The 17,724-nt window shown below is 66.0% G+C and carries 15 protein-coding genes; 6 read left to right on the top strand and 9 right to left on the bottom strand.

The window, feature by feature from the left end:
- Window positions 1-217 precede the first annotated feature (217 nt).
- Entirely contained in the window at window positions 218-601 is a 384-nt protein-coding gene (locus ACQR0U_RS00280; RefSeq protein ID WP_315715883.1) for a hypothetical protein, read from the top strand.
- A 926-nt stretch (window positions 602-1,527) separates the two neighbouring features.
- Here the strand turns inward: ACQR0U_RS00280 and ACQR0U_RS00285 are convergent.
- The 4 genes from ACQR0U_RS00285 to leuB form a co-directional block, all read right to left on the bottom strand.
- A complete protein-coding gene (locus ACQR0U_RS00285) occupies window positions 1,528-2,469 on the bottom strand; it encodes an ABC transporter substrate-binding protein (RefSeq protein ID WP_315715882.1) in 942 nt (313 codons plus the stop codon).
- 135 nt (window positions 2,470-2,604) lie between these two features.
- Window positions 2,605-3,645: an ABC transporter permease gene (locus ACQR0U_RS00290; protein ID WP_315825755.1), complete on the bottom strand. Its 1,041-nt coding sequence runs from the start codon at window positions 3,643-3,645 to the stop codon at window positions 2,605-2,607.
- Between the two features lie 4 nt (window positions 3,646-3,649).
- Window positions 3,650-5,161, bottom strand: coding sequence for a sugar ABC transporter ATP-binding protein (locus ACQR0U_RS00295; RefSeq protein ID WP_434842424.1), 1,512 nt, complete (start codon window positions 5,159-5,161; stop codon window positions 3,650-3,652).
- 567 nt (window positions 5,162-5,728) lie between these two features.
- Window positions 5,729-6,841, bottom strand: a complete 1,113-nt coding sequence (leuB, locus tag ACQR0U_RS00300) for a 3-isopropylmalate dehydrogenase (RefSeq protein ID WP_315750601.1) — start codon at window positions 6,839-6,841, stop codon at window positions 5,729-5,731.
- A gap of 275 nt (window positions 6,842-7,116) precedes the next feature.
- Here leuB and ACQR0U_RS00305 point away from each other — a divergent pair, with 275 nt between their 5' ends.
- Window positions 7,117-8,313, top strand: coding sequence for a YbfB/YjiJ family MFS transporter (locus tag ACQR0U_RS00305; RefSeq protein WP_315825753.1), 1,197 nt, complete (start codon window positions 7,117-7,119; stop codon window positions 8,311-8,313).
- Between the two features lie 164 nt (window positions 8,314-8,477).
- Here the strand turns inward: ACQR0U_RS00305 and ACQR0U_RS00310 are convergent, their stop codons facing one another.
- The 3 genes from ACQR0U_RS00310 to ACQR0U_RS00320 all read right to left on the bottom strand — a co-directional run bounded on the left by ACQR0U_RS00310 (window position 8,478) and on the right by ACQR0U_RS00320 (window position 10,701).
- Window positions 8,478-9,260 (bottom strand): molybdopterin-dependent oxidoreductase, encoded by a 783-nt coding sequence (locus tag ACQR0U_RS00310; protein ID WP_434842425.1) that lies wholly within the window; start codon window positions 9,258-9,260, stop codon window positions 8,478-8,480.
- A 14-nt stretch (window positions 9,261-9,274) separates the two neighbouring features.
- Window positions 9,275-9,928 carry a cytochrome b/b6 domain-containing protein gene (locus ACQR0U_RS00315; protein ID WP_316169959.1) on the bottom strand — a complete coding sequence of 218 codons (654 nt, stop codon included), beginning with the start codon at window positions 9,926-9,928 and terminating at the stop codon, window positions 9,275-9,277.
- A gap of 218 nt (window positions 9,929-10,146) precedes the next feature.
- Complete coding sequence (locus ACQR0U_RS00320) at window positions 10,147-10,701, bottom strand: fasciclin domain-containing protein (RefSeq protein ID WP_315750597.1); 555 nt, start codon at window positions 10,699-10,701, stop codon at window positions 10,147-10,149.
- Window positions 10,702-11,183: 482 nt separating this feature from the next.
- Here ACQR0U_RS00320 and ACQR0U_RS00325 point away from each other — a divergent pair, with 482 nt between their 5' ends.
- On the top strand, window positions 11,184-11,552 hold the full coding sequence (locus tag ACQR0U_RS00325) for a hypothetical protein (protein WP_316167795.1): 369 nt from the start codon (window positions 11,184-11,186) through the stop codon (window positions 11,550-11,552).
- Window positions 11,553-11,564: 12 nt separating this feature from the next.
- On the opposite strand, the gene ACQR0U_RS00330 is transcribed toward ACQR0U_RS00325, so the two are convergent.
- Window positions 11,565-12,752, bottom strand: a complete 1,188-nt coding sequence (locus ACQR0U_RS00330; RefSeq protein ID WP_315750595.1) for a DNA topoisomerase IB — start codon at window positions 12,750-12,752, stop codon at window positions 11,565-11,567.
- A gap of 378 nt (window positions 12,753-13,130) precedes the next feature.
- Between ACQR0U_RS00330 and acs the strand changes: the two genes are divergently transcribed.
- Window positions 13,131-15,083 (top strand): acetate--CoA ligase, encoded by a 1,953-nt coding sequence (gene acs / locus ACQR0U_RS00335; protein WP_434842426.1) that lies wholly within the window; start codon window positions 13,131-13,133, stop codon window positions 15,081-15,083.
- A gap of 228 nt (window positions 15,084-15,311) precedes the next feature.
- A complete protein-coding gene (locus tag ACQR0U_RS00340) occupies window positions 15,312-15,806 on the top strand; it encodes a L,D-transpeptidase (RefSeq protein ID WP_409998633.1) in 495 nt (164 codons plus the stop codon).
- An 84-nt stretch (window positions 15,807-15,890) separates the two neighbouring features.
- Here ACQR0U_RS00340 and ACQR0U_RS00345 read toward each other — a convergent pair whose 3' ends face one another.
- Complete coding sequence (locus ACQR0U_RS00345) at window positions 15,891-16,085, bottom strand: DUF1674 domain-containing protein (protein ID WP_316167822.1); 195 nt, start codon at window positions 16,083-16,085, stop codon at window positions 15,891-15,893.
- A gap of 255 nt (window positions 16,086-16,340) precedes the next feature.
- On the opposite strand from ACQR0U_RS00345, the gene ACQR0U_RS00350 reads away from it, so the two are divergent.
- Window positions 16,341-17,693 (top strand): RsmB/NOP family class I SAM-dependent RNA methyltransferase, encoded by a 1,353-nt coding sequence (locus tag ACQR0U_RS00350; RefSeq protein ID WP_316169960.1) that lies wholly within the window; start codon window positions 16,341-16,343, stop codon window positions 17,691-17,693.
- Window positions 17,694-17,724: the final 31 nt, after the last annotated feature.

Genomic DNA, 17,724 nt, shown 5'->3' on the forward strand with positions numbered 1-17,724 from the left:
CGTCCGGATGTTGCTGGGCGTGACCGCGCCCAATTCGGGCGTCCACATCGGCAGCCAAGTGACGGATTTTGATGCAACTTTCCCGCCACAGCGGGAATTTATCTTCGATGCGGCCGCGGGAATGACCTTGTGATGCCACAGCCGACCCAGATATTGTGCGGGCCAAATCATGCGCATGGCGAGCGCCCGCCCCTTTTGGCGCGAGGAAGAGGACGTGATGATCGAATTTCCTGCTGCGACCCGGGTCATGGCCTTGGCGGTGATCGCCGCGACGGGCCTTGCCGTCACGTCTCTTGCCGCCACCTCGGCGGATGCCGCCACCACCAAGCGCCGCGTGACGACCACCTATAGCAGCGGCAATCCGAACTATTCCTACCAGTCCGGCCCGCGCACCCGCATCTACATCACCCGCCGCTCGTTCCTCGACGGCGGCACCGAGGTGCTGCCGGGCGACCGCAAGTTCTCGGATTACGCGTTCCCGCCGGCCGTCGGCTATCCGTCGTTCGCCCGCGAGAACCTGAACCGCCCGATCGACCGTCAGCCGCTGATGGCGCCGTCCGATCTCGGTGGCTATCCGACCCGGATTCCGATCCCCTACTGAGGGCGGCCGCATCGTCAGATCATCAAGGCCGGGCCCCGCCCGGCCTTTTGTTTGTGAGGAGTGGCCAAGGCGCCGGAGCGTGCTGGCTACCCACGGGGCACGAGCATGGCGATCAGGAAACATGCAGCTATGTTCTCGCGGCGCTGATGCGTCCGAGTGATGCATTGATGTCCGCCCTCATCGGAAGCGAGGGCGCAGGGAAGGCCGGGCCTCGGCTGAGGCCCGTGGCCCCCGTGCGGAAAAAATGCACGGGGCAGGAACCACAGGTACAGCCGAATCGACCCGGCCTTCCCTGCGCGATGGTTTTCACGCTTACTCTACGCTCTCCCCGGTGTCCGGCCTGTTAGCCACCGTCGTCGTCGGGATCATCGCCCTTCCGACTTGGCGCCAGCATCGGGGCGCCAGGACCACGCAGCTTCACGTCCGCAAGAGTCTCGTTCGTCCGCATGCCCCTAGGACATGCTGCGAGCCCTCGCGGCCACCGCATTCCCGCCTCACGCCTCGTGACGATCGCGAAACGTCCCTCGCAAGCGAAGCGGGATGGAGGGAGAAGACCATGGATTCTGGAAAAACGAAAGTGGAATTTTTGGCGGAGGCCGACTGATCAAGCGGAGGAGATTGAAATCGCGGGCGAAATAAGTTCTTCGCCGCGAAGGGAATAGAGCCACGGGACGAGCGGCAACCTCCGTCAATCGCCATCGATCGCACCCGAGAGCTGATCTGATTTGCCCGACGAGCAGTCGCGACAAGCAAGCGTGCGAGTTGGCTACTCCGTCATGCCCGGGCTTGTCCCAGGCATCCACGTCCTTCCCAGGATGCCTCGCGATGTGGATGGCCGGGACGAGCCCGGCCATGACGACGCGGAGATGGACCGCCGCAAACTCAGATCATCATATGCGATCGCCCGGCCCGACCTCGCACCGGTCTCAATCGTACAGCACAGCCGCGATCTTCGCGTCGGTGATGTTGGACTTGTCGTACCAATAGAAGCCGGTGTCGGTGACCTTCGGCAGCTTCTCGCCCTTCAACGCCTTGACCGCTGACTCCACGGTGCAACTGCCGATGCCGATCGGGTTCTGGGTGATGGCGCCGGCCATCTCGCCCGACATGATCGCGGCCTTCTGCTGCTTGCCGGAATCGTAGCCGATCACGACGATCTTCTTCTTCATCTCCTTGACGCCGTTGAGCACGCCGATCGCCGAGCCCTCATTGGCGCCGAAGATGCCCTTGAGGTTCGGATTGGCCTGCAGGATCGACTTGGTGATCTCGGTCGATTTGAGCTGATCGCCGCCGCCATACTGCACGCTGACGATCTTGATGTTCGGATGCTTGTCCTTGATGCGCTTGAGGAAGCCGTCGCGACGGTCGATGCCGGTGCGGCTGGTCTGGTCGTGCACGACCACGGCGACGTCGCCGGCATCGCCGATCATGTCGGCCATCTTGTCAGCGGCGAGGCCCGCCGCGGCGAGGTTGTCGGTGGTGCAGGTGGTCAGCGGAATGTCGCTGTCGACGCCGGAGTCGAAGGCGATCACCGGGATCTTGGCGGCTTGCGCCTTCTTCAGGAGCGGAATGGCGGCCTTGGAATCGAGCGCGGCGAAGCCGATCGCCTGCGGCTTCTTGGCGAGCGCCGCGGAGAGCATGTCGATCTGCTTGTCGACCATGGCCTCGGTTTCCGGCCCTTCGAAGGTGATCTTGACGTTGGCGGCCTTCGCGGCCTGCTCGGCGCCGAGCTTCACCGCCTGCCAGAACTGGTGCTGGAAGCCCTTGGAGACGAGGGGGATGTAGACATCATCGGCACGCGCGCTCGCGGACACTCCCGCGACCATGAGGGCGCCGAGCGCGACGCCGAGGAGATGCTTGCTCAACATTGGTGTTTCCTCTGTTCTCTTCAGTGACCTTGTCGTTACAGTGATGATCGTGGTCGTCGCCGCTCGCTGTCGGCGGGCAGCGCAGTCTTCAGCGCGACGTCGGAGCGGTGCTGGTCGCTGGTCCTCCTTGAAGGGTCAGGCGCGGTTTCGACGGAGCATGTCGGCGTAAACAGCGAGAATGATGATGACCCCGGTGACGACGAATTGCCATTCCTGGGCCACCGAGAGGATGCGCAAGCCGTTGGTCAGAACGCTCATGATGAAGGCCCCGATGATGGTGCCGAGAATGGTGCCGGTGCCGCCGCTCAGCGACGTGCCGCCGATCACGACGGCAGCGATCGCATCGAGCTCATAGCCCTGGCCGAGCGCCGGCTGGGCGGAGTTGATGCGCGACGCGATCAGCAGTCCCGCGACTCCGCAGATGGCGCCGCCGAGGCCGTAGATGATGATCTTCCAGCGGTCGACATTGACGCCGGAGAGCCGCACCGCCTCCTCGTTGCTGCCGATCGCGAAGGTGTAGCGGCCGAGCGCGGTGCGGTTGAGAACGACGGAGGCCAGCACCGCCATCACGAACAGGATCAGGGCTGCATTGGGAATCGGCAGCGCCGGCACGAGCGTGCCGAGCAGCGAGTCCTGCGAGATCATCGAGAAGTTCTCGGTGTTGGTGAAATAGATCGGCTTGCTGCCGGAGACGACCAGGGCCAGCCCCTTCAGCACCAGCATCATGCCGAGCGTCGCGATGAACGGCGGCACCTTCATCTTGGTGATGACCGTGCCCGACAGCGCGCCGCTGAGCGCGCCGGTCACGATCGCCGCGACGATGCCGGTCCACATCGGCAGCTCCCAATAGGTGAGGAACACGCCGGCCATCACCGCGCAGAAGGTCATCAGCGTGCCGACCGACAGATCGATGCCGGCGGTGATGATCACGAAGGTCGAGGCGATCGCCAGCACGCCGTTGACCGCGGTCGCCTGCAGGATGTTGATCATGTTGTCGGTCTGCATGAACGCCGGCGACGCGAAGCTGAAATAGGCTAGCAGCAGCACGAGGCTCGCGAACGCCAGCAGCTTCTGCAGCGCTGCGGGCCCGAGCAGACGGCGCCGCAGCGCCGCCATCGCGCCACTCGGCGCGAGGCCATCCTTGACCTGATCCTTGACCAATGCGGGGTCGCTCATGCCGTCAGCCTGCCTTCATGGTTTCGCGCTGGGTGGCCAGCTGCATGATCCGCTCCTGCGTGGCCTCGTCCGGCGACAATTCGCCGGTGATGCGGCCCTCGCACATCACGACGATGCGATCGCTCATCCTGATCACCTCGGGAAGCTCCGAGGAAATCATCACGATCGCCTTGCCCTGGTCGGCCAGCGCGCGCAGCAGGCGGTAGATCTCGTTCTTGGCGCCGATGTCGATGCCGCGGGTCGGCTCGTCGAAGAACAGGATGTCGCAATCGCGATCGAGCCATTTGGCGATCACGATCTTCTGCTGGTTGCCGCCGGAAAGCAGGCGAACCTGCTGCGACGCCGAAGGCGTGCGGATGTTCAGCATCCGGATGAAGCGGCCGGCGGTATCGCGGATCGCGCGCTTCCTGAGCATGAACTTCATTGCAAGGTAGTTCGCGAGGTTCGACATCACGACGTTGGACTCGACGTCCATGCCGGTGGCGAGGCCGAAGCGCTTGCGGTCCTCGGAGAGATAGCCGATGCCGTGGGCGACCGCATGCGCCGGCGAGCGGATCGTCACCTTGCGATTGTCGACGAGAATATCCCCGGACGGAACGGCGTCGGCGCCGAAGATCGCGCGCGCGACCTCGGTGCGGCCGGCCCCCATCAGGCCGGCAAAGCCGAGGATCTCGCCCTTGCGCAGGGTGAAGCTGACGTCGCGGACCAGCGGCCCGCAGTTGAGCCCGCGCACCTCCAGCGCGATCGCGCCGGCGGGCTGCGTGCCCGCGACGCGCGCGTCGCCCAAGGTGCGGCCCACCATCATGCCGATGATGGTCTCGATCGTGGTGGTCTCGGCCGGCACCGTCGCGACATACTCGCCGTCGCGCAGCACGGTGACGCGATCGGCGATCTGCTTCAGCTCGTCCATCTTGTGGGAGATGTAGACGATGCCGACGCCGCGTGCCTTCAAGGCGCGGATCATCTTGAACAGCTCGGCGATCTCGCGATTGTTCAGCGCGGCGGTCGGCTCGTCCATGATCAGGACGCGCGAGTTGAAGGACAGCGCCTTGGCGATCTCCACCATCTGCTGCCTGGCCACCGTCAGCCCGCCGACTGTCGTGCGCGGGTCGATCGACAGATTGAGCTGGGCAAGCAGCTCGGCCGCCTGCCGGTTGAGCCTGTCCTCATCGAGCAGCAGCCCGAACGCCTTCATCGGCTCGCGCCCGATGAAGATGTTCTGCGCCACCGTGAGGTGGTTCATCAGTTGCAGCTCCTGATGAATGATGCCGATGCCGGCGGCCTGCGCCTCGCGCGGTCCTGCAAAATCGACGCTGGCGCCGTCGTAGATGATCTCGCCGGAGTCCTTGCGGTAGACGCCGGCGAGGATCTTCATCAGGGTCGACTTGCCGGCGCCGTTCTCGCCCATCACGGCATGGACCTCGCCGGCGCGCAGCTCGAACCTGACATTGTGCAGCGCCCGGACGCCGGGGAAGCTCTTGCACAGCCCGTGAACGGAGATGAGCGGCGCAGTCATGCGTCAGCGTTTGTGGTGAGGGAGGTTGCGTAGAATCGCCACGGGGCGGTGGTCGCGACATTGGCGACGACACCATGCACGGCGAGCGACATATCGCATCGCAAGCGCGATCACATTCATCCTCCCCGGCCTTCGCACGCATCATGTCGAACGCGTGCGAGCCCGCGTCCATTCAATGGCGCGGCGTTGGGGTCAGGCTATTCATCCGGGGATGAAAGTCTATAGGTAAAATCGACAGGCCTTGCGATGCGCCTGCAGGACGCGACCGCGGAATAGCGACGACGCGCCCGGTGGCGCGATCGAACACGTCGTGCGTTGAATTTGCGCTATCTCGACAACGACGGTGAGCCCCCCTCCCCCTTGCGGGGAGGGGTCGGGGGTGGGGGTCCCCGGGCGATACTTGATGTGATGAGTTCGGGTCGAGACGTGCAACGACGAAAAGTAATCGTCTGGGCAGGTGAGACGGTGCCTCAAGCGGGGCTCACTGGGTGCGGGCCCCCACCCCCCGACCCCTCCCCGCAAGGGGGAGGGGAGTGCACCTTCGGCGCGGCGGAACCTCGGCTCCAACTACGCCGTGAGCTTCTCCAGCTCCTTGATGATCGCCTCGCCCATCTGCGCGGTCGAGGCCGGGGTCGAGCCTTCGGCCTTGATGTCGGCGGTGCGCAGGCCGGAGGCGAGCACGGCGGCGATGGCGGCGTCGAGCTTGTCGGCGAGCGCGCCCATGTCGAAGGAGTAGCGCAGCGCCATGCCGAACGACGTCAGCATCGCGATCGGGTTGGCGAGACCCTTGCCGGCAATGTCCGGCGCCGAGCCGTGCACCGGCTCGTACAGCGCGCGGCGCTTGTGGGTCTTGGCGTCGACCTCGCCGAGCGAAGCCGACGGCAGCATGCCGAGCGATCCCGTCAGCATCGCCGCGATGTCCGACAGCATGTCGCCGAACAGATTGTCGGTGACGATGACGTCGAACATCTTCGGATACTTGACCAGATTCATGCCGCCGGAATCGGCGAGCTGGTGCTCGAGCGTGACGTCCTTGTATTCGCGATTGTGAACCGCGGTGACGACCTCGTTCCAGAGCACGCCCGACTTCATGACGTTGCGCTTCTCCATCGACGTCACCTTGTTGCGGCGCTTGCGCGCGAGGTCGAAGGCGACGCGGGCGATGCGCTCGATCTCATAGGTGTCGTAGACCTGGGTATCGACGGCCCGCTTCTGGCCGTTGCCGAGATCGGTGATGGTCTTGGGCTCGCCGAAATACACGCCGCCGGTGAGCTCGCGCACGATCATGATGTCGAGGCCCTCGACGATCTCGCGCTTCAGGCTGGAGGCATCGGCGAGCGCCGGGTAGCACACGGCAGGACGCAGATTGGCGAACAGGCCGAGATCCTTGCGCAGGCGCAGCAGGCCCGCCTCGGGGCGGACCTCATAGGGAACGCCGTCCCATTTCGGACCGCCGACGGCGCCGAAGATGATGGCGTCCGCCGCCTTGGCCTTGTCCATGTCGGCCTCCGAGATCGAGGCGCCGTGGGCGTCATAGGCGGCGCCGCCGACCAGCCCGTCCTCGGTCTCGAACGAGGCGAGCCCCTTGGCGTTGAGCCAGCCGATCAGCCGCTTCACCTCCGCCATCACTTCGGGGCCGATGCCGTCGCCGGGCAGCAAAAGGAGCTTCTGGGTCGCCATGGTCGTTGTCCTCACGGGGCTTGTCATGCCGGGGCCTGAGCCCGGACATCCGTCATCTTTTGGTTGGATTGCCGGCTCGCCCCGATGGGTCGGGGACAGCAGCCCGGCAATGACGAGAGTTGCAAAATCGGCGGAGTGCTAAAGCGCTCCTGCGCGGTTGGCAAGCCACCATTGCCGCCGCCCGCCTTCTGTCGCGCCGGGCAAGGCTGTACTGTGCTCGAAACTGGCGGCCGAGCAGCATGATTTGCCGGATATGCGCCACGCCGGAGCATGTCTTGCCGATCTCCCGTTCCGATCCGCCGCCGGCCCACCCGGCGCTGACCAACCTCACGCTGTCGCTCGGTCCCATCATCGGTCTCGGCATCGGCCGCTTCGCCTATGCGCTGGTGCTGCCGGACATGCGCGACACGCTGCACTGGTCGTATTCGGCGGCCGGCTTCATGAACACGGTCAATGCCGCCGGCTATCTGATCGGGGCGTTGATCGCCGCGCAGACGGCCCGGCGGTTCGGCGGGCTGACCGCGGTGCGCGGCGGCACGCTGGCGGCTTTGGTCTCTCTCGTCGTCTGCGCCATGACGGGCGACTTCATTGCGCTCAGCCTGGCGCGGCTCGTGACCGGCATCGGCGCCGGCGTGGCGCTGGTGGCCGGCGGCGCGGTGGCGGCGCGGGTCGCCTTGGCGCGGCCGGCGCAGGCGAGCTTCGTGCTGAGCCTGTTCTATGCCGGGCCGCCGCTCGGCATCGTCATCTCAGGCCTGATCGCGCCGTTCGTGCTGCAGGCGTTCGGGCCCGGCTCATGGTGGATCGTGTGGGCGGTGCTCGCAGGCGCCGGCGCAATGCTGATCGTGCCGCTGCTGCTGATGCGGCTTCCAGCGAACGCCGCCATGCCGGAGACGCGCGCGGACCGCGTCTCGCTGCGGCCGATGGCGATCTATCTGTTCGGCTACTTCCTCTATGGCGCGGGCTACATCGCCTATCTTACCTTCATGATTGCCTATGTCCGCGACCTCGGCGGCGGCGCCGCGGCGCAATCCGGCTTCTGGTGCCTCATTGGCCTCGCCGGCTTCACCACGCCCTGGGTGTGGCGGCGCGTGCTGGCGCTCGATCGCGGCGGCTGGCCCACCGCCCTCATCCTCACCATCAACGCGATCGGCGCCGCCCTGCCCTCGCTCAGCCATTCGCCCGTCATGCTGACCTTGTCGGCCGCAGTGTTCGGCATCGCGTTCTCGACGGTGACGACCGCGACGACGGCCTTCGTGCGCTTCAACCTGCCGCAAGCCGCTTGGCCGCGCGCGATCGCGGCGCTGACCATCTCGTTCGGCGTCGGCCAGACGTTGGGTCCGTTCGCGGTCGGCGCGATCACCGATGCGATGGGGAGCCTGACCTATGCGTTGAATGTGTCGGCGGCGCTGTTGCTGTTGGGCGCGGCAATGGCGGCGCTGCAGGGTAAGTTGAAGCGCGCCGATCGAGCCTGATCGACGGTGTCGTCCCTGCGAACGCAGGGACCCCTACCGCGGACGCTATCGAGGGATCTGGCTGGTAGTTGCCTGCCTCATCACGGCCGGTGGTTATGGGTCCCTGCGTTCGCAGGGACGACAGCGGAGATTGCGGCTGCCATCCGGGCTCGATTGGCGGGAGATCAACTCCCGCTGAACGAATTGTACCCCTGGTCCTCCCAGTAGCCGCCCTTGTAGTCGTTGGTGACTTCCATCGCGACGACGTATTTGGGGTTCTTGAAGCCGAGCTTGGTGGGCACGCGGATCTTCATCGGGTAGCCGTAGGCGCGCGGCAGGATCTGGTCGGCGAACTTGAAGGTCATCTGGGTCTGCGGATGCAGCGCGGTGCGCATGTCCAAAGGCGAGTTGTAGCCGTCCTTGTCGGCGCAGTTGAACCAGACATATTTCGCACTGATATCCGCGCCGATCAGCTTGAGGAAGTCGCGCAGCGGCGTGCCGGTCCAGGAGCCGATCGCGCTCCAGCCCTCGACGCAGATGTGGCGCGTGATCTGCGTCACCTGGGGCAGCGCCTGCAGCTCATCCAGCGTCCACGACTTCTTGTTGTCGACGAGGCCGCGCACCTCGAGCTTCCAGTCGGCGGCGTCGATCTCCGGCGCCTCGTCGAGCGTGTAGTAGGCATTGAACGGGAACGGCTTGGTGATCGCGCTCTCCGGGAAGGTCGGCGCCAGCGCATCCGGATTGAACATCCAGGCCTGCACCGCGTCGTTGAACTTCGAGACCTTCTTGAGCAGCTCCTCGGCGGTGTCGCCGTCGACGACGTCGCAGCCGGCGAGCAAGGTCAGCGCGCCGAGGCTGGCGCCACCGGTGATGAAGCGGCGCCGCGTGAGATCGGGCATCACCTTCAGCGAGTCCTTGATCAGGAGCCGCTTGTCGACGCCGGGAATGAAGAACGGACGTTTCGCCATGGCTGTCTCTCCTCTCAGCGGCCGATGATCATCGCGCGCAGGCTCTTCGGCACCAGCAGCGCGAGCAGGATATGGATCACCAGGAAGGCGCAGATCAGCGCCATGCAGACGAAATGGACGTAGCGCGCCGCCGGATAGTCGCCGAACAGGCTCACCAGCCAGTGCAGTTGCACCGGCTTCCACATCGACAGGCCCGTGAGCACGACGACGATGCCGACGCAGATGATGCCGAGATAGAGCAGCTTCTGCACCGCGTTGTAGACGGTGAGGTCGTCATGGGCGAGCTTGAAGGTCAGCGCGGCCTTGAGGTCGGCGATGACGGACGCCGGCGAGATCGGCAGCAGCTTGCGGCGGAACCGGCCGGTGGCCAGACCGGTGACGAGATAGGCAAGGCCGTTCAGCATCAGCAGCCACATTGCCGCGAAGTGCCACAGCAGCGCGCCGCCGAGCCAGCCGCCGAGCGTGAAGCTGCGGTCGAAGCGGAAGTCGAACAGCGGCGAGGCATTGTAGATCTGCCAGCCCGACATGATCATCATGATCATCGCGACGGCGTTGATCCAATGCATGACGCGCACCCAGGCCGGCTGAACGACCTTGGTCGCGACTCCGGTTACAGGTCCCCCGGTCGCCGCGAGGGTCGAAGGGGCGCTGGTGGTGGCGCTCGTCATGGCGGTCGGCTCCGTCGCTTGCATTTACGTCGCTTGCATTCGTCACGCCAATTATACGCCGGCTCGGCGGGCTCCGTTACACCGCGGCGCCGATCAAAACGATACGCAGAAACTATCGCGTTCACAAAAAAGCGAGCCGGGGGCGGCCCGGCTCGCTCCTGGTCACATCCGCGAGGAGGAGGAGGAAGAAACGGATGTGTCCGGTGTCGCGCCGGGCCTCAGGAAGCCGGCATCAGCACGGTGTCGACCACGTGGATGACGCCGTTCGACTGGTTGACGTTCGGGATCGTCACCATCGAGGTGCCGCCCTTGGCGTCGACGATCATGACGTTCTTGCCCTCGCGCTTGACGGTGAGCTGCTCGCCCTCGACCGTCTTCAGCATCTGGCCGTCCTTCAGGTCGGACGCCTCGAGCTTGCCGGGCACGACGTGATAGGTGAGGATCTTGGTCAGCGTCGCCTTGTTCTCCGGCTTGACGAGGCTGTCGACGGTGCCGGCCGGCAGCTTGCCGAACGCGGTATTGGTCGGCGCGAACACCGTGAACGGTCCCTTGCCTTCCAGCGTCGGCACGAGGCCGGCGGCCTTCACCGCGGCGACCAGCGTCGTATGATCCTTCGAGTTGACCGCGTTCTGCACGATGTTCTTCGACGGATACATCGCCGCGCCTCCGACCATCACGGTCTTCTCCTCGGCGCGCGCCGGCGCGACGAAGGTCGAGGTCAGCGACAGCGCGCTGAAGGCGGCGGCAGCGAGAAAGGCAATGCGCTTGGACATGGGTAGCTCCCTATGAAAGGCGGCGGCAGAGCCGCGTGATGAGTTCGACTGCGACACCGATGCTGATCTTGAGCGGATGTGCTCTTGCGTCGTGTCAGGCCGAGCTACGCCACGTTCGGAAGCGAGTTTCGGCGCATAATTTAACGTGATCCGTGAAACCTGCGGCGATCGAGATCGTCTCGCCGACTCATTGAACGAGATCCGCGCCGCAATGTCGCAGCCTGCTGCGAACTGATCAGCTCTCTGTCGGTCATTGGCCGACGCCGATGACCGATCATCGTCGCCATTAACTACAATGCGAGCCGAGCCCGGCCGAACCTGCCGAAAACATTGCGAGTAAGACTTTCTTAAGGTTGATTGGTCGGCACGGCGCCGGCTGCGGGAAGGGGATGTCCCGCACTGTCCGGCGCGATCGGCGGGGGTTTCCTACAGTGAACAGAACGATCTGGATTGCGGGGTTCTGCCTCGTGATAATCTGCTGCTTGCTTGCAACGAAGATGGTGCTTGCCGCGGTATCGCCCGGCGACATCGCGGGCGAAGCGACGTCGTCGCTGATCCGCGAGCCCATTCCCGGCGTTGATACGTTGAACGAGTCCGATCGCAGTTTCGAAACACCGCCGCTCGATCTCAACGAAGGCGCACGGCTGCCGCTGCTCTCGCGGGCCGTGCGCGCGGAGGGACGTGGTGCGTCGGCTGCCCGCCGCGCCAAGCCGGCCAGCAAGTCGACCGTGCTGCGGCCGGCCAAGCGCGAGGCCGCGCCGGTGAAGAGCGCGGCGGCGCCGTGCCGGCAGCTCGATCCGATCGCCCGCTTCCTTGCGTCGGCCAAGATCGGGCCGCGCTGCCAGGCTTGATGAATTGCGGCGTCAGGCCGAGACCGCCGTCACCACCTGCGCCAGCAATTGCTCGCGCCGCGTCTGCGAGCGCTGGCCCTTCATGGTGGCGGCGAAGCGTTCGAGGATGCCGTCCTCGAACGCCGTGACGATGGTGTCGTGCACGTAGCTCTTGCGGCAGATCGCCGGCGTGTTGGTGAGCTCGTCGGCGGCGGCGCGGATCGCTTCCAGGATCTGCTTCTTGCGGCCGCGCGCGCTCGCCGCCGGCGTGATCCGCGACAAGGTCTCCAGCGCCACGGCGGAGGCCATCAGCGTGCGGAAATCCTTCAGCGAGATCTTGATGCCGGCGATCTCGCGCAGGAAGGCGTTGACCTGTGTGGTCGAGACCGCGCGCACCACGCCCTGGGCGTCGCGGTATTGGAACATGCGACGGCCGGGCACGCCGCGCAAAATGCCGACGGCCCGCACCAGCTTGGCGGCGTCGCATTCCTTGCGCACGGCCTTGCCGCCCTTGGCCTTGAAGGTCAGCACCAGGGAGTCATCCTCGAGCGTGACGTTCGACTTCAACAGTGTGGTGGCGCCGCGCGTGCCGTTCAGCCGGGCATAGGACTCGTTGCCGGGGCGAATGGCCGTGCGCGCGATCAGCTCGATGACAGCAGCGAGCGCGAACTCGCGCGTCGGCTGGTCGCCGGCGAGATGTTTCGACACCGCGCGACGGATGCGCGGCAGCGCGCCGACCAGCTTGGCGAGGCGATGCGCCTTGCGATGCTCGCGCACCTTCTCCCAGTCGGCGTGATAGCGGTATTGCAGCCGGCCGGCGGCATCGACGCCAACCGCCTGCAGATGCAGGTTCGGATCGGGGGCGTAGCGCACCTCGCGATAGGCCGGCGGCACCGCCATCGCATGCAGGCGGCGGATGGTGCCGGCGTGGCGGATCGGGGTGCCGTTGGCGCGGATGAAGGTATAGCTCTTGCCCCGCCTGATGCGGCGGATGGTCAGCGCGGTCTGGTCGCCGAGCTTCAGCCCGATGCGCTTGGCGAGCTCCTCGACCGAGGTCTTGGCATTGCCTTGCGCGTCGGCGGTCTTGGCGTGGGCCAGATCCTTCAAGCTCAGCTTGCGGCGCGGCGGCTTGGGCGGCCACTGGCCCAGCGCTTTCGCGAGCGCGACCTCGGGATCGGCCGGGCCGACCCGCGGGCTCTCGAAATTCTGCTGGTCCATCATTGCTTTAGACGCCCTGCCGTCGTTTTCATCCGCTCAATGCCCCGGAGTCCGGTTTGGTTCCGGCCGGGTTATCCACAGCTTCAAGGCGATTTAGGGCGTGACGGGCCGGATAGCGAGTCCCTAATTTTGGGCAAAGCGGTTTCAAAATACCGGTACCCGCCCCGATTCCGGGTAACCTTGATGCTGCAGACTGTAGCGATCTCCGAGGCGCGGCCGGCGCACGCAACCTCCGCGCACAATTCTTTGATCCTGCTCAGACCGCCTCCCCGCCGAAGGTCCTACTTGTCTTGCCTTGTCGCCGCCGGTTACGCGGACGCATAGTGGGAACAACGATGGCCTGCGCGGGATCGACGGCAGGCCGCATGTGGAGGGTGTGAAATGTCCGAGAAGATCTACGACGTTCCGGCCGAGTGGGCGAAACGCGCCTTTGTCGACGACGCGAAGTACCAGGAGATGTACGCGCGCTCGATCAAGGACCCCAACGGCTTCTGGGCCGAGCAGGCCAGGCGCGTCGATTGGGTCAAGGCGCCGACGAGAATCGAGAACGTCTCCTACGCACCCGGCAACATCTCGATCAAATGGTTCGAGGACGGCGTCCTCAACGCCGCCTATAACTGCATCGACCGCCATCTCGCCACCCGCGGCGACCAGACCGCGATCATCTGGGAAGGCGACGACCCCTCGCAGTCGAAGCACATCACCTATCGCGAGCTGCACGACGAGGTGTGCAGGATGGCCAACATCCTGCGCAACCGCAACGTCAAGAAGGGCGACCGCGTCACCATCTATCTGCCGATGATCCCGGAGGCCGCCTATGCGATGCTGGCCTGCGCCCGCATCGGCGCCATCCACTCGGTGGTGTTCGCCGGCTTCTCGCCGGACTCGCTCGCCCAGCGCATCAAGGACTGCGATTCCAAGATCATCATCACCGCCGACGAGGGCCTGCGCGGCGGCCGCAAGGTGCCGCTCAAGGCCAATGTCGACGCAGCGCTGAACAAGGTCGACAATGTCGACTGGGTCGTCGTGGTCAAGCGCACCGGCGGCAAGATCGAGATGAATCCGAGCCGCGACCTCTGGTACCACGAGGCCGCCGAGATGGTGACCACCGAATGCCCGTGCGAGCCGATGAATGCGGAGGATCCGCTGTTCATCCTCTACACCTCGGGCTCGACCGGCCAGCCCAAGGGCGTGCTGCACACCACCGGCGGCTATCTCGTCTACGCCGCGATGACGCATCAATACGTGTTCGACTACCACGAGGGCGACGTCTACTGGTGCACCGCCGACGTCGGCTGGGTCACCGGTCACAGCTACATCCTCTATGGGCCGCTGGCCAATGGCGCCGTCACCCTGATGTTCGAAGGCGTGCCGAACTATCCGGACAATTCGCGGTTCTGGAACGTCATCGACAAGCACAAGGTCAACATCTTCTACACCGCGCCGACCGCGATCCGCGCGCTGATGCAGAGCGGCGACGCGCCGGTGAAGAAGACCTCGCGCGCGTCTCTGCGCCTGCTCGGCTCGGTCGGCGAGCCGATCAATCCGGAAGCCTGGGAGTGGTATCACCGCGTCGTCGGCGACGACCGCTGCCCGATCGTCGACACCTGGTGGCAGACCGAGACCGGCGGCATCCTGATCACGCCGCTGCCGGGCGCGACCAGACTGAAGCCGGGCTCCGCGACGCGGCCGTTCTTCGGCGTCGTGCCCGAGATCGTCGATGCCGACGGCAAGACGCTGGAAGGCGCGACCGAGGGCAATCTTTGCCTCACCCGGTCCTGGCCGGGCCAGATGCGCACGGTGTATGGCGACCATGCCCGGTTCGAGATGACCTACTTCTCGACCTACAAGGGCAAGTACTTCACCGGCGACGGCTGTCGCCGCGACGCCGACGGCTATTACTGGATCACCGGCCGCGTCGACGACGTCATCAACGTCTCCGGCCACCGCATGGGAACGGCCGAGGTGGAAAGCGCGCTGGTTGCCCATCCCAAGGTGTCGGAAGCCGCCGTGGTCGGCTATCCCCACGACATCAAGGGCCAGGGCATCTACGCCTATGTCACCCTGATGGCCGGCGAGCAGCCGACCGAGGAGCTGCGCAAGGAGCTCGTTGCCTGGGTGCGCAAGGAGATCGGCCCGATCGCCTCGCCCGACCAGATCCAGTTCGCCCCCGGCCTGCCCAAGACCCGCTCCGGCAAGATCATGCGCCGCATCCTGCGCAAGATCGCCGAGGACGAGCCGGGCGCGCTGGGCGACACCTCGACCCTTGCCGATCCCGGCGTGGTCGATGATCTCGTCCAGCACCGGCAGAACCGCAAGGAGAAGCAGGCGTAAGCACGCCGTGCCCCGCGGGCGCCAAGCGCGTTCGCCGCAATCGTCAAGTCTCATCGCACTCCCGCGGCTGATTCCGCGGGAGTGTTGTTTTCAGGTCATTTACTCGCAGACGGAGTTTTCCTTTCCTCATGCGATCTGCGTGCTCCCGGCCGGGGAGCAGGCGCCGCGGAACCGGCTGAGGGGATGACCATGCGGACTGGGGCGGTCAGGCTGACAATGAAGGCGGCGATGCTGGCCGCGTCGGTGATCGGAACCATGGTCACGACGGCCGGCTCTGCGTCGGCCCGTCCCGAGTTGGTCGCCGTCGCCGGCGACTTTTCGCCGGGCACCATCGTCGTGAGGACCGGCGAGCGGAAACTCTATCTCGTGCTCGATGGCAGCCACGCCTTGCGCTACACGGTCGGCGTCGGCAAGGCCGGCCGGCAATGGGCCGGCACCACCAAGATCGACGGCAAGTACAAGAATCCGGCCTGGGCTCCGCCCGCCGACGTCAAGCGCGACAAGCCGGAGCTGCCGGACGTCATTCCCGGCGGCTCGCCGCGCAATCCGATGGGCGTTGCCGCCTTGACGCTCGCCGGCGGCGAATATGCGATCCACGGCACCAACGTGCCGAATTCGGTGGGCGGCTACGTGTCCTACGGCTGCATCCGCATGCTCAACCCGGATATCACCGACCTCTACGAGCGCGTGTCGATCGGCACGACGGTGGTGGTCACGCGCTGAGTCACCGCTGCGATACGCGAGTGCGGAGAACGCGGGACCGGCAACCCCGGCGCCGAACAACGCAAGCCGCGCGCCGAGATCCCGTCAGAAGTCCGAGATGAGTCCCTTTCTCTCCCAGTCGCCGTACCGGGTCGGCTCCGGCCCTTTCGGCCCCTGCAACTCCGTCGGCATCGGCTTCGTCTGTTGTGCTGCCAGTCGGCGGCGTTCCTCAGCCTCGGCCAGCGCGCGCTGCGCGGCCGGCGTCAGCGGCTTGCGCGGCGACTCATTGCTGGCGACCACGGCCAAAGCGGCCTTGCCCTTCGGTTCACTCCTGGGCTCATTCTCGGGCTCGTTGCTCATCGTACCATTCCACCATTGAACCGGTTCGTTCCCGACCTCATCAGATCGTGTGCCCACCCATGAAAAAACAGGGCTAATAAAAGCAGAGCCGATTCTTACATTTGGCATATTCCGGTGACAGAGGACCCGCAAGCTGATGGCATGCACCCGATGGTCGCGGAACTGCCTTTCTTCTTTCGCGAGTAATTCCCAGGCATGCCTCCGCCGCGTTTTGCGACCCCTTCCGAAGTCCCAGGCCTGGCGGCACGGCGCATCGCCGCCGACGTGGTCGACGGCGTGCTGCACAAGCATCGCACCCTCGACGATCAGCTCGACGGGACCGGCGCACATCCCGGACTGAAGCATCTGGCCGACCGCGACCGCGCGCTGATGCGCCGGCTGGTCGCCACCACCTTGCGGCGGCTTGGAACGCTCGGTCACGTGCTGTCGCGGCTGCTGGATCGCGGCGTGCCGACCGACGCGCCGCGGGCGCAGAGCGCGCTGCTGATCGGCGCCGCCCAGATCCTCTGGATGGACGTTCCTGACCACGCTGCCGTCGACCTCTCCGTCCGCCTGGTGCAGGCCGACCGCCGCGCAGCGAAATATGCCGGGCTCGTCAACGCGGTGCTGCGGCGCTGCGCGCGCGAGGGCGCAACCCTGCTCGACGATGCCGCCGGTCAGCCGCTCGACATCGCGCCCTGGCTGCTCAAGCGCTGGATCGATCATTATGGCGAAGCGACCGCCAGGGACATCGCCGCGGCGCTCGGCCAGGAGCCGTCGCTCGACCTCACGGTGAAGTCGGACCCGGCGCAATGGGCGTCGCGGCTGCATGGCGAGGTGCTGTCGACCGGCACCGTGCGCACCGTGCTGCATGGTTCGGTGACGGTGCTGCCGGGCTTCGCCGAGGGACAATGGTGGGTGCAGGACGCCGCCGCCGCCTTGCCTGCGCGCCTGCTCGGCGACATCAGCGGCAAGGCCGTCGCCGACCTCTGCGCGGCGCCAGGCGGCAAGACGGCTCAGCTCGCCCATGCCGGCGCCCGCGTCACCGCGGTCGACCGGTCGCCGGCCCGGATGAACCGGCTGAAGGACAACATGACCCGGCTGCAGCTGACCGCCGAGACGGTCGTGGCCGACGCCGCCGAATGGCAGCCCGCCGACAGCGGCGGCTTCGACGGCCTGCTGCTCGATGCGCCCTGCACCTCGACCGGCACGATTCGGCGTCATCCCGACGTCGGCTGGTTGCGCAGCGAGGCCGACATCGCCGCGTTGTCGGGCTTGCAGGCGCGGCTGTTGACCAGGGCGGGCAGCCTGATCAAGCCGGGCGGAACCCTGGTCTACTGCACCTGTTCGCTGGAGCCCGAGGAGGGCGAGCAGGTGGTCGAGCGCGTGCTGGCCCAAACCACCGAGCTGCGCCGCGTCCCCGTCACCGCCGGCGAGGTGGCGGGACTGGCAGAGCTGGTCACCCCGGCCGGCGACTTGCGCACGCTGCCCTGCCATTTGCCGCACCAGGACCCCCGGCTCGGCGGTCTCGATGGTTTTTATGCGGCGAGACTGGAGCGGCGGCCGTGAGCGTGTCATCGTGCGCCGTGCGCCGGCCCTG

Origin of the sequence: Bradyrhizobium sp. HKCCYLRH3097, assembly GCF_051167875.1 — a bacterium.
Classification (GTDB): domain Bacteria; phylum Pseudomonadota; class Alphaproteobacteria; order Rhizobiales; family Xanthobacteraceae; genus Bradyrhizobium.

Bases quoted from the DNA above. Each gene is read 5' to 3' on its own strand.
- acs (WP_434842426.1), top strand. From the start codon at position 13,131: ATGTCCGAGAAGATCTACGACGTTCCGGCCGAGTGGGCGAAACGCGCC.
- ACQR0U_RS00320 (WP_315750597.1), bottom strand. From the start codon at position 10,701: ATGTCCAAGCGCATTGCCTTTCTCGCTGCCGCCGCCTTCAGCGCGCTG.
- ACQR0U_RS00340 (WP_409998633.1), top strand. From the start codon at position 15,312: ATGCTGGCCGCGTCGGTGATCGGAACCATGGTCACGACGGCCGGCTCT.
- ACQR0U_RS00310 (WP_434842425.1), bottom strand. From the start codon at position 9,260: ATGGCGAAACGTCCGTTCTTCATTCCCGGCGTCGACAAGCGGCTCCTG.
- ACQR0U_RS00290 (WP_315825755.1), bottom strand. From the start codon at position 3,645: ATGAGCGACCCCGCATTGGTCAAGGATCAGGTCAAGGATGGCCTCGCG.
- ACQR0U_RS00315 (WP_316169959.1), bottom strand. From the start codon at position 9,928: ATGACGAGCGCCACCACCAGCGCCCCTTCGACCCTCGCGGCGACCGGG.
- ACQR0U_RS00285 (WP_315715882.1), bottom strand. From the start codon at position 2,469: ATGTTGAGCAAGCATCTCCTCGGCGTCGCGCTCGGCGCCCTCATGGTC.
- ACQR0U_RS00330 (WP_315750595.1), bottom strand. From the start codon at position 12,752: ATGATGGACCAGCAGAATTTCGAGAGCCCGCGGGTCGGCCCGGCCGAT.
- leuB (WP_315750601.1), bottom strand. From the start codon at position 6,841: ATGGCGACCCAGAAGCTCCTTTTGCTGCCCGGCGACGGCATCGGCCCC.
- ACQR0U_RS00295 (WP_434842424.1), bottom strand. From the start codon at position 5,161: ATGACTGCGCCGCTCATCTCCGTTCACGGGCTGTGCAAGAGCTTCCCC.
- ACQR0U_RS00350 (WP_316169960.1), top strand. From the start codon at position 16,341: ATGCCTCCGCCGCGTTTTGCGACCCCTTCCGAAGTCCCAGGCCTGGCG.
- ACQR0U_RS00280 (WP_315715883.1), top strand. From the start codon at position 218: ATGATCGAATTTCCTGCTGCGACCCGGGTCATGGCCTTGGCGGTGATC.